9 protein-coding genes are annotated in these 10,459 nt (G+C 60.1%); 5 read left to right on the forward strand and 4 right to left on the reverse strand.

The genetic code is table 11. The features are described 5' to 3' along the window. Window positions 1–71: 71 nt before the first annotated feature. Complete coding sequence (locus A11A3_RS16640) at window positions 72–1,331, reverse strand: ammonium transporter AmtB (RefSeq protein WP_008930503.1); 1,260 nt, start codon at window positions 1,329–1,331, stop codon at window positions 72–74. 70 nt (window positions 1,332–1,401) lie between these two features. After that, on the reverse strand, window positions 1,402–1,740 hold the full coding sequence (gene glnK, locus A11A3_RS16645) for a P-II family nitrogen regulator (protein ID WP_008930504.1): 339 nt from the start codon (window positions 1,738–1,740) through the stop codon (window positions 1,402–1,404). A gap of 314 nt (window positions 1,741–2,054) precedes the next feature. Here glnK and A11A3_RS16650 point away from each other — a divergent pair, with 314 nt between their 5' ends. From A11A3_RS16650 to A11A3_RS16670, 5 genes are all read left to right on the forward strand, one after another. Then, window positions 2,055–2,300, forward strand: a complete 246-nt coding sequence (locus A11A3_RS16650; RefSeq protein ID WP_008930505.1) for an accessory factor UbiK family protein — start codon at window positions 2,055–2,057, stop codon at window positions 2,298–2,300. Window positions 2,301–2,385: 85 nt separating this feature from the next. Beyond that, window positions 2,386–3,876, forward strand: coding sequence for a YifB family Mg chelatase-like AAA ATPase (locus A11A3_RS16655; RefSeq protein WP_008930506.1), 1,491 nt, complete (start codon window positions 2,386–2,388; stop codon window positions 3,874–3,876). A 167-nt stretch (window positions 3,877–4,043) separates the two neighbouring features. Further along, window positions 4,044–5,156, forward strand: a complete 1,113-nt coding sequence (locus A11A3_RS16660; protein WP_008930507.1) for an AraC family transcriptional regulator — start codon at window positions 4,044–4,046, stop codon at window positions 5,154–5,156. A 180-nt stretch (window positions 5,157–5,336) separates the two neighbouring features. Further along, entirely contained in the window at window positions 5,337–7,139 is a 1,803-nt protein-coding gene (locus A11A3_RS16665; protein ID WP_008930508.1) for a lipase family protein, read from the forward strand. Between the two features lie 55 nt (window positions 7,140–7,194). Continuing rightward, the gene (locus tag A11A3_RS16670; RefSeq protein ID WP_157375813.1) at window positions 7,195–7,812 is read left to right on the forward strand and encodes a hypothetical protein; all 618 of its coding nucleotides are present in this window, start codon (window positions 7,195–7,197) and stop codon (window positions 7,810–7,812) included. Between the two features lie 283 nt (window positions 7,813–8,095). Here A11A3_RS16670 and A11A3_RS16675 read toward each other — a convergent pair whose 3' ends face one another. Together A11A3_RS16675 and A11A3_RS16680 are read right to left on the reverse strand one after the other, a co-directional pair. Further along, window positions 8,096–8,728: an OmpA family protein gene (locus A11A3_RS16675; RefSeq protein WP_157375815.1), complete on the reverse strand. Its 633-nt coding sequence runs from the start codon at window positions 8,726–8,728 to the stop codon at window positions 8,096–8,098. Window positions 8,729–8,738: 10 nt separating this feature from the next. After that, a partial coding sequence (locus A11A3_RS16680; protein WP_008930511.1) for an autotransporter family protein occupies window positions 8,739–10,459 on the reverse strand: 1,721 nt, incomplete at its 5' end.

Here is a 10,459-nt window from a genome sequence, read left to right on the forward strand (position 1 = left end):
TGAGGCTGCCAACTGTGGGACAGCAGTGGCCCGAAGGCGCCCTTTTCTGTCTTGCATTGTCGAGAAGGCGATTAGCTCTTCACAAACTCCGGGTAGGCTTCCATACCGCAGTCGATGATATCCATGCCTTCGTACTCTTCTTCCTCGGTGACGCGGATACCCATCACGGCCTTGATGATGCCCCACACGACCAGGCTTACCACGAACACCCAGACGAAGATGGTAGCGGCACCGATCAGCTGACCGGAGAAGCTGGAGTCACCGTTGGTGATCGGCACAACCATCAGACCCAGGAAACCACACACACCGTGTACGGAGATGGCACCCACCGGATCATCGATTTTCAGCTTGTCGATGGTCAGGATGCTGAACACCACCACAACACCACCGATGGCACCGAAGATGCTGGCCATGACCGGGGACGGAGTGGACGGCTCGGCGGTGATGACCACCAGGCCAGCCAGGGCGCCGTTGAGCAGCATGGTCAGGTCGGCTTTGCCGAACAGGATGCGGGCAACGATCATGGCAGCCACGGAGCCACAGGCAGCGGCGGCGTTGGTGTTCAGGAACACCATGGCCACGGAGTGCGCGTTGGCGGCGTCAGACAGTTTCAGTACGGAACCGCCGTTGAAGCCGAACCAGCCCAGCCACAGGATCAGGGTACCCAGTGCTGCCAGCGGCAGGTTGGAACCGGGGATCGCGTGCACTTCACCGTTGGGGCCATATTTGCCTTTACGGGCACCCAGCAGCAGCACACCCGCCAGGGCAGCAGAAGCGCCGGCCATGTGTACGATGCCGGAGCCGGCGAAGTCAGAGAAGCCCAGATCACCCAGGGTGTACATGCCGAACACGGAGGCACCGCCCCAGGTCCAGGCACCTTCCATCGGGTAGATGAAGGCCGTCATGACCACGGCAAACAGCAGGAACGCCCACAGCTTCATCCGCTCGGCCACGGCGCCGGACACCACGGACATGGCGGTGGCGACAAACACAACCTGGAAGAAGAAGTCAGACGCGGCGGAGTAAACCGCACTGCCGTCAAACCCGTTTTCGGCGTTGGCGCTGATGATGCTGGCCATATCAAAGTCGCTGATGCCATTCAGGAACCAGCCACCGCCATACATGATGTGGTAGCCACAGATCATGTACATGATGCAGGCAATGGAATACAGCGCGATGTTCTTGGTGAGAATTTCGGTGGTGTTCTTGGCACGCACCAGGCCCGATTCCAGCATGGCGAAACCGGCGGCCATCCACATGACCAGTGCGCCCATCACCAGAAAGTAAAAGGTGTCTAAGGCGTACTGAAGTTCAACAATATGATTTTCCACGGTGCAACCCTCCGATATTGGAAGCGTGTTCTAAAGCCCTGGCATGGGTCGTTCTAAACACGTAAAAAACTTAAATCGCGTCCTCACCGGTTTCACCGGTACGAATACGAATTGCCTGCTCCAGGCTGGTCACGAAGATCTTGCCGTCACCAATCTTGCCGGTGTTGGCGGCTTTGGCGATGGCTTCGATAACCTGATCCAGACTGCTTTCGGCAATAGCCACTTCAATCTTTACCTTGGGCAGAAAGTCGACGACATATTCCGCGCCACGGTACAGCTCGGTATGACCTTTCTGGCGTCCAAAGCCCTTCACCTCGGTAACGGTGATGCCCTGTACGCCGATTTCGGACAGTGCTTCACGCACATCGTCCAACTTGAACGGCTTGATAACGGCAGTAACCAGTTTCATTTCATTCTCCTCAGCTTTCACCGCGTCCGGTGACGTCCGTTTCTTTTCGAGCCCCGATATGGTTCCCGATCCACAGCTTGCGCGAACGCTCTAACCCGATAAGTGCACGACCCATGCCAGTTTTAAAAAATCATGCTTTATCAGAAGCTTACACAACGGTGCCGACCTTGCGGCCGGCACCAATGCGCCATTATAGCGCACCGTTTTGGGGCGCATCCCATTTTGGTGCGGCAAGTTGCCCTGCCCGCCACGCCGGTTCTGCGTCCCCGTGACACCGTGCTACCATCGCCCCTTCATTACAAGGATTTCATGACATGCCTGATCAACCCTTTATCGACCGTCTGATGGCCGATATCAGCCGCCGCCTGCCCGCCGATCTGGGCAGCCTGCGCAGCGAGGTGGAGCGTAATGTGCGCAGCGTGGTGGGCGAAGCCGTCAGCCGCCTGGACCTGATCACCCGCGAGGAATTCGACATTCAGCAGCAGGTGCTGCTGCGCACCCGTGAAAAGCTGGAAGCCCTGGAAAAGCAGGTCGCCGAGCTGGAGCAGCAGCAGCCCTGACCGCAACGGTCAGGGAAATCGCTTACAGCATCTCTGGCCGGCAACGCACAGCCAGCATCCCTTCCGCGCTCTAGACTCGGGGCGCATGACACACGCTCTTCTGCACAGCCGCGTTCCGGTCGGCATCGAGGCCCGCGCGGTGCGCGTGGAAACCCACCTGGCGCCGGGCCTGCCCGCCTTCAGTATTGTCGGCCTGGGCGATACCGCCGTGCGGGAAAGCCGCGAACGGGTGCGCTCGGCACTGGTCAACAGCGGCTTCGAATTTCCCCAGCGGCGCATCACCGTGAGCCTGGCCCCCGCCGACCTGCCCAAGGACGGCGGCCGTTTTGATTTGCCCATCGCCCTGGGCATCCTGTTGGCCAGCGGTCAGCTGGGCCGCGCCAATACCGACGACTACGAGTGCATTGGTGAGCTGGCTCTCAACGGCAGCCTGAGCCCGGTGCCCGGAGTGCTGCCCTGCGCCCTGGCCTGCGGCGAGAGCGGCCGCACTCTGATGGTACCTGCCGACAACGCCGATGAAGCCAGCCTGGCCGGCGCCACCACCCTGGCCGGTCAGCGGCTGGTGGATATTGCCGCCCATTTCACCGGGCAGGCCCCGCTGACGCCCCACGACGGGCAGATGCCACAGCGCCGACAGGACGACGCCCCCTGTCTGTCGGACATTCGCGGCCAGCCCCAGGCCAAACGGGTACTGGAAATCGCCGCCGCCGGCGGCCATTCCCTGTTGCTCAGCGGTCCACCCGGTGCCGGCAAGAGCATGCTGGCCTCGCGCCTGCCCGGGCTGGTGCCACCACTGGGGCGTCGCCAGGCGCTGGAGGTGGCCGCCATCCATTCCCTGCGCCAGCCCCGTGATACCGATATCTTTTACCGGCGCCCCTACCGGGCGCCGCACCATACCGCCTCGGCCAGCGCCCTGGTAGGCGGCGGCAGCTACCCGCGCCCCGGGGAAATCTCCCTGGCCCACCACGGCATCCTGTTTCTCGACGAACTGCCGGAGTTTGATCGCAAGGTACTGGAGGTGCTGCGCGAACCGCTGGAAACCGGCCAGGTCAGCATTGCCCGTGCCGCCCAGCAACTATCCTTCCCGGCCCGTTTTCAGCTGGTGGCCGCCATGAACCCTTGCCCCTGCGGTTACCTGGGAGACCCGGAAAAAAGCTGTGGCTATCGCTGTGAAAAGGCCAAACGTTATCAACGCAAACTGTCCGGCCCGTTACTGGATCGCATCGACCTGCATCTGGAAGTGCCGGCGGTGGAGGCCAGGGAATTGCTGGCCGACCGTGAGGGGGAAACCAGCGAGCAGGTGCGTGAACGGGTACAACGTGCCTGGCAACGGCAATGGCAGCGCCAGCAACAGCTCAACCGGGAACTGCGCAGCGATGCCCTGGACACCCTGCTACGCCCTCATCGGGAATGGCTGGCCAGCGCCATGACCCGATTGGGCCTGTCCGCCCGCGCCCTGCACCGCAGCGCCCGGGTGGCCCGCACCATCGCCGACCTGGCCGACAGCGAAGCGGTGGCACGCGACCACCTGCGCGAAGCGCTCAGCTACCGGCAATCGATGGCAAGCACACCGTAACGCGCCCATCCCACCCCAATTCACAATCATTTACTGGTGGCACCGATCCACGGGCGTCTGCGTTTTTGTTAAAACGGGCCGCTTTTTACCGCGCATTTTTTGAAAGACTGTTCTGTGCTAAAACATCCACCCCGGACCGTTAAAAAATAACAAAGCGGCATCACATCATGGACAGAGACACGCCCTGTATCCCCCTTGGGCACATACAGACCTATTTCGACCTGCGTAAAAGCCTGAAGCTGGAAGCGGACTGGCTACGCAGAAAATCGAATCTGAGCGTGGATGATCCGCATGAAATCCTCGAGGTCATCATCGGTATCGATCAGCAGGCGTTTTACCGCAATGCAGGCATCGACTATCAACCCAACGAAGAAAATCGTTTCATCAGCACACAGCAGGTTGTGGCGCTGGTGGATCAGGCCGTAAAGGCCTTGAAAATGCCGTATCTGGGCCTGGCCATGGGCAACCTGATGACTATCTCCCACCATGGCATGGCCGGCGTGGCGGCCGTCACCCAGACCACATTGCGTGAATGCCTGGAAGTGATCTCCCGCTTCTGCGATGAACTGTTCCCGGCGCTTTCCATGACGCCTCGCATTGAAGGCAATGACGGTATTTTTGCCATGGCGGAAGAAATTTGCCTGGCACCGTACAGCCACTTCTTCTTTGAACTGAACATGGTCAGTTTCTACAACATCATGTGGCACCTTATTGATGAAGAGCACCATGATTTCCGTGTGGACTTCCATTACCCGGAGCCGGCCTGGGGCAATATCTATCGGCGCTATTTCGATTGCCCGGTACATTTCAATCAGCCGGAAACGCGCATTGTCGGCCCCGCCAGCCTGGCAGAGGCGGAACTGCCACTGGCCAACCGGCTGATGGCCATGTCAGCGGAAAAAACCCTGTTCGAAAATATTCCCACCCGCGCCATGCGCTTTCTGCCCCTGCGCCTGCGCCGCATGCTGTTGCGCTACTACGGCGCCTTTCCGTCACTGGAAAATGCCGCCTCACAAATGGGCATGAGCGGGCGTACCCTGCGGCGCAAACTGGCCGAGGAAGGCACCAGCTATCAAAAGGAACTGGACCGGGTACGCCAACGCCTGTCACGCGAGTACTTCGCCCGCGGCGGACAATCGATTACCGAACTGTCCCTGATGCTGGGCTTCACCGACTCTTCCGCCTTTGCCAAGGCATTCCGACGCTGGACCGGACTGTCCCCCAGCGAATTCATGGAACGCAACCCGACTACCGACCGCACTACCGACCGCCTGGCCTAGACGCCCGTCACACCTGCCCGGCCATCATTCTGGCGTTGGCCACATTTAACCGACAAATGTCCTTAATCGTCCTGCACTGAACGGCTCCTCTGCGTAGTTTTCAGCTTCCCGGTGAGCGTTTGCGCTGGCGCCACCGGCTTCCCTTTTCGGGATACAAAAACACCAACAAGGAGCACCCTCATGCGGATTACAAGAACACTGGCCACCCCCTTGCTGGGGCTGGCTGTCGCACTTGGCATTACCCCTCACACCGCTCAGGCGGCCATGGTCGGCCCCGGCGACATGAGCTTCTACAACCCGCCCCAGGTGACCGCCGGAGCCCCCGGCGACCTGACCTGGTACCGCCAAACCACCGTGGACCTTGGCAGCAGCGCGGTCACCCGCCATGCCTGGAACGTGGTGTACCGCTCCACCGATGCCAGGGGCAACAGCAATCTGGTAACCGGCACCATCCTGACCCCGGAAAGTCCGTGGCAGGGGGCCGGGGAACGGCCGGTGATCAGCTATGCGGTGGGCACCCACGGCCTGGCCCAACGCTGCGCCCCCTCCCTGCAGATGGCCAACGGCACCGACTATGAAAATGCCAATATCGTGGCCGCCCTGCAGGCCGGCTACACCGTTCTGGTCTCCGACAATCCGGGCTATACCACCGGTGATACTCCCACCTATATGTCAGGCGCTGCCCAGGGCCATGCGGTGCTGGATATCGTCCGGGCCGCCCGCCAGCTACCCGATAGCGGCGTCAGCGATCATTCCCGTGTCGCCGTGTGGGGTTACTCCCAGGGGGGCCAGACCTCTGCCCGGGCCGGCGAACTGCAGCCCGATTATGCGCCGGATGTGGATCTGGTAGCGGTGGCCTCCGGCGGCACCCCGGCGGATTTCTTTGACACTGCCAACTACCTGAATGCCAGCACCGGTTCCTCGTTTCTGCTACAGGCGGTAATCGGCCTGGCGCAGCAGTATCCGCAAGGCATTCCGCTGGACAGCCTGGCCAATGCCCACGGCAAGACGGAAATTGCCAGGGTCAAGGCAGACCAGTGTGTCTTCGATACCCTGTTCGACTACATGAACAAGGACATTGCCGAATACACCGTCGGTAACCAGTCGCTGGCGCAGCTGACCAGCATTCCCTCCGTCCATGACACCCTGGAAGATCAGGCACTGGGCGGCGAAAAAATGCCCGTGCCCATTTACCAGTACCATGGCACAGCGGATGAATTCATTCCGCTCGAGCAGCACCTGGCGCTGAAGAAAAAATACTGCCGCAAGTTCAGCAATGTGACTTTTGGGGTCTACCCCAGCGAGCACATCGTCACCCAGTTCCAGGCCGCCCCCACGGTGCTGGCATGGCTGAACGACCGCATGGCCGGCAAGTTCACCCTGGGCACCTGTGTCACCCTGAAACCCAAACCCACCGCCAACGCCAATCCGGGCGGCGGCGATTTCGTGGTCACACTGGACCAGTGGCCGCTGGATGCCAATATTCACCTTGCCACTCTGAACCAGGACGTGAAGCTGCCGGACGATGCCAGCTTCACCGCTGACACCAACATGACCGCCGGCACCCTGAACGGTGATCTGACAGTCCCGGACTTCTCCACCAAGCTCAACATCCTGCTTCCCCTGGATGTGAAACTGTCCGTGGTACCCAGCAGTAGCACCAGCGGCAACGCATCACTGGATAATCAGGGTCAGCTGCATGTGCATGGCCAGGCGTTTGCCAATATCACGGTGAAGTCCGCCGGCTTCGGCTTCCTGCAGATTCCCTTTGGTTGTCAGACGGAAAGCCCGGTGGCCTTCCCGGTGAATTTCGATGGCCCCATCTCCGCTCTTGGCGCGGGCAATCTGACTTTCACCGGCACCACCAGCTTTCCGCGCATGAAGAGTTGCGGCCTGTTCAACAGCCTGTTTACCACGCTGATGTCAGGACCGGGTCAGCAGTACTCCTTCAATGTGAGCCCGCCGGCACCCACCACCTGGTAATGGCGGCAACACCCCGGGCGCCGTACAGTGCGGCGCCCTCTATCCAGGAGGCATCATGAGTACATTGAAGTGGCCGGAACTAATGATCGTTATTCTGATGGCCGGTGCCGCCCTGCTCTGGTGGTTACTGCCCGGCAACCCGAAAGCGACAAACAGCCCCGCCCATGATATTGCCGCCATCCCCGGCGACACTACGCAAAGCGAAGAAGGCAACGAACAATACCGTGAGCTGGCCCAGCAACAGGAACAGGCTGCCCGGGCCGTGGAACACCAACTGGGGAAACCGGAAATCAGTGGCACGATCGACGAACGTCCGGATTTTGTGTCACCGATGGAGTGGCGAGTATTGAAAAGCGTGGCCGCCGGACAGCCCGATAGTGACAGAGAGCTGACCCGGCTGGTCAATCGGCTGCGCTTTGCCAAACTGCGCGAACACTGGGACAAGCTCAAGGGCAGTGATCATGACCAGGAACGTCATGCCATTGCCCGGCAGTTGCTTGATGATATTCCACAACGTGTGGATCAGCAGGAAATGGATGCATCCCAGGCCCAGCAACTGCAACAACAGCTGCTTGCCGACCTGATTAGCGACCCGCAGAAACGCCGTCAGCGTGCCGCCGAAGAAGCCAGACGCATCGGCATCACCTTTGAGATGCAATCCTCAAGAAGCTGATCGATAACAACGACTCGAGACAGCACAACAAAAAAGGCGCCACATGATGGCGCCGCCCACCAGAACCAGCTCCCTCAGCCGGCAATCGCGATTGCCACGGCTGCTGCCATAATGGCCAACGGCATAACAATCAGCATTCTTCTGACAACGCGCTCCATGTACAGGTGTCGTACATATTGGTTCAGCATGAACCTTCCCTCTACAACCCTTAAATGGCAACGAGACACAGCGTTATTTTTTTCGTGGCAGAATGGACGCTTGCGCAAGACCACAAGCAGGCACGTTATTTTCCCTGAATACGCAACTCAACCCGCCGGTCCTGCTGATAGCAGGATTTCAGATTTTCTACTGATACCGACTGACAGCGATAACCGGAGACTGCGCTATCTTCGCCATGCCCTTCCACCTGTAGCGTGGCAATATCGCCACTCTGCTGTTTCCACCAGGACGCTACCGCTTGAGCACGCCGCCTAGCCAGCTTCTGGTTATAGGCGTAACCGCCCAGCGGATCACTGTAGCCATCAATTTCCACCACGGGTCGTTCAAGGCGGGCCACATCCTGATACCAGGCCTTCAGTGCAATCCGGCTCTCCTTCGTCAGATCCGCCGCATCAAATGCAAAGGTCACTCGCAACACTTCCGGCGCGGCAATCTCGATGACCTCATTGCGTACAGGTTCACTGTTTTCCACTTCAGCGACCGGCTCACCGGTGATCGCCACATCACATTCGGGCACGGCTTTATTTTCGGTCCAGCCGGTGGTTCGCCAACAATGACCATCAGCGGTTTTCAACAACTGCCCACTTCCATCAGTGCGATACCCCGGCCAGGCCTCCTCCGGGGAGGGCGCCACGCAACCGGCCTGCAACACAAAGAGACTGGTGGCGGTTAACATCACAGCATTGCTTTTTTTCATCATTAAACTCTTACCAGGTCAGATTGGCGCTGAGCAGTCCGCCGTGGCTTTCGGTATCGCCGCCAAAGCGCCCGCGGTATCCCAGCCATAATGAAAAGTCGTCGGTCATGAACCACTCCGCCCCGACATTGGCTGCCAGCTGGGTGGCATCCTGATCCGCGCCGTACACGGTGAATCCCTGCTGGGCGCCGGCAAAACGTGCACTCTGCTCGGTCTGGGTATCGCCAAACGGCTGCACCACGGCCAGACCCCCTTGCGCGATCAACCAGTCATTGCCGATCACAAAGGCCCGGGACACATCTGCCCCCAGCCAGGCTTCGCCACTGTTGATTTTGCTGTTGTCCACGGTCAGGCCGGCGATGCCGCCGCCGGTTTCACTAAAGCCATCCCGCTCAATGTGCGTCATGGCCAACTGAACATAAGGGTGCAGGCCGTTTTCGCCCCAGGCCAGATCCCAGCCGGATTCCAGTGCCACGCGCAGGGCATCCACACTGCTGTCGGATTCTGCCGGCACGCCCAGCACCATGCGCTGCCCGGACACATCGCTGTGGCCATAGCTGATATCAGCGCGCACAAACCAGGGCCCCATGCTGCTCCAGCGGCCGTACAAGCCGGCAAACCAGGAGGACACCTCGCCGTCAGCCTGGCGATTGCGGTAATCCAGGGAGCCATCGGCGCTACCCGCCGCCACGCCAAGCAGCCACTGCTCGCCCTGACTATCCATGCCTAGTGCCAATTGATCGCCACGGAAGGTGAAAGCCGCGTTACCAATATCCCCCTGCTCGTCTTCTTCAAAGCGAGAGGACTGGGACTGTACCCAGACACCGTTACGTTGATGCTGCTTCGCATCGCCAGCCGCCTGTGCGACCGTCGGGGCCGCACTGACCGCAGCCTGGGCGAAAGGGTCTGTCGGAGCCGCCAGCGCTTGTAACTGGCGGGAAAGACGCGCGTCCATGCCACCGCCGGATTGGCCACCCACATTGCGGCCACGCTGGCGCATACCGGCGGCAAAACGCTGCTGCAGTTGCTGCCCCGCGGTTAACCCTGCCAGCAAACTGTCGCCACTGAATACCCGGAAAGCCTCTGCCGCTTCGCCTTTACTCATCTGCACCACCTGACGGTAAATAGCATGGCCACTGGACATACCATCCACATTGTTGGCCACCGCACGCTGGTTGTCGGTGAGCGCGGCACTGGCAAACGACTGGTCGTTACGCAGCAACGCCAGTGACACCGAATCAGCGGTGTAGGTCAGCAAGGGATCGAGGAAGGCATAATTGGAGGTCACGCTATCAAACTGGCCGTTGATACCGCCGCCGGCATTGAGAAAGGTATAGGCACGGAACGGCGGGTAGTCGCCATCGTTACCCACATGCAGCACCGAACCGGCCAGGTTAGCCTGCCCGGTCACATTGATCACATCGCCACTGTTACTGGCCGGGTCCACTTCCAGTTCCAGCACACTGCCGCTGTTAAAGGTCAGATCACCATTGATGTTGAGGGTACCGATGGAGTTGCCCGGCGCCAGGGTGCCACCCGTGTTCACCGTGGTGCTGCCCAGCGAACCATTGCCGCCCAACAAGCCGCCATCGTTCACGGTAAAGGCCACCCCATTCATGGCGCCGTTCACGAACATGCCACCGGCATTCACCGTGGCAGTGCCCGTCATGGAATGATCGGCAGAAAGAATATAATTGCCCGCACCGTTCTTGATCAGGTTGCCCGCGCCGG

Source organism: Alcanivorax hongdengensis A-11-3, from assembly GCF_000300995.1.
In the GTDB taxonomy this organism is placed as follows: Bacteria; Pseudomonadota; Gammaproteobacteria; order Pseudomonadales; family Alcanivoracaceae; genus Alcanivorax; species Alcanivorax hongdengensis.